The organism is Pseudomonas sp. FSL R10-1350 (genome assembly GCF_009600525.1).
Taxonomy (GTDB): Bacteria; Pseudomonadota; Gammaproteobacteria; order Pseudomonadales; family Pseudomonadaceae; genus Aquipseudomonas; species Aquipseudomonas helleri.
Window position 1 is genome coordinate 1 of sequence record NZ_WIVR01000242.1, and the last position, 258, is coordinate 258.

Consider the following 258-nt stretch of genomic DNA (forward strand, 5'->3'; position numbering starts at 1 on the left):
GCATCCCTCCTTGTTTTCATCGGTAATCAGCGTGTGTACCGGAAGGTCTATCATTAAATTTTCTTCTTTAATTAATTTGCATGAGTGTTTTGTATGTTGGCCAATCAACGTGCGAAAGCCTAAGGAATCTAAACTTGTGACGACGCCGCTTTCTTCTAGCTGCACCATTAAGTCAAGCGCATGGCTGTAGCCAATTTTTAATCGACGCTGCAACAAAGAAATTGAGACTACTCTGCTTCCGATAAGAATAGATATCGC

Annotated in this window: 1 protein-coding gene; it reads right to left on the bottom strand. The window is 41.5% G+C overall.

Annotated features, from left to right (window positions below):
• On the bottom strand, nucleotides 1-258 hold a 258-nt coding region (locus tag GHO25_RS25985), incomplete at both ends, for a DNA translocase FtsK (RefSeq protein WP_153393490.1).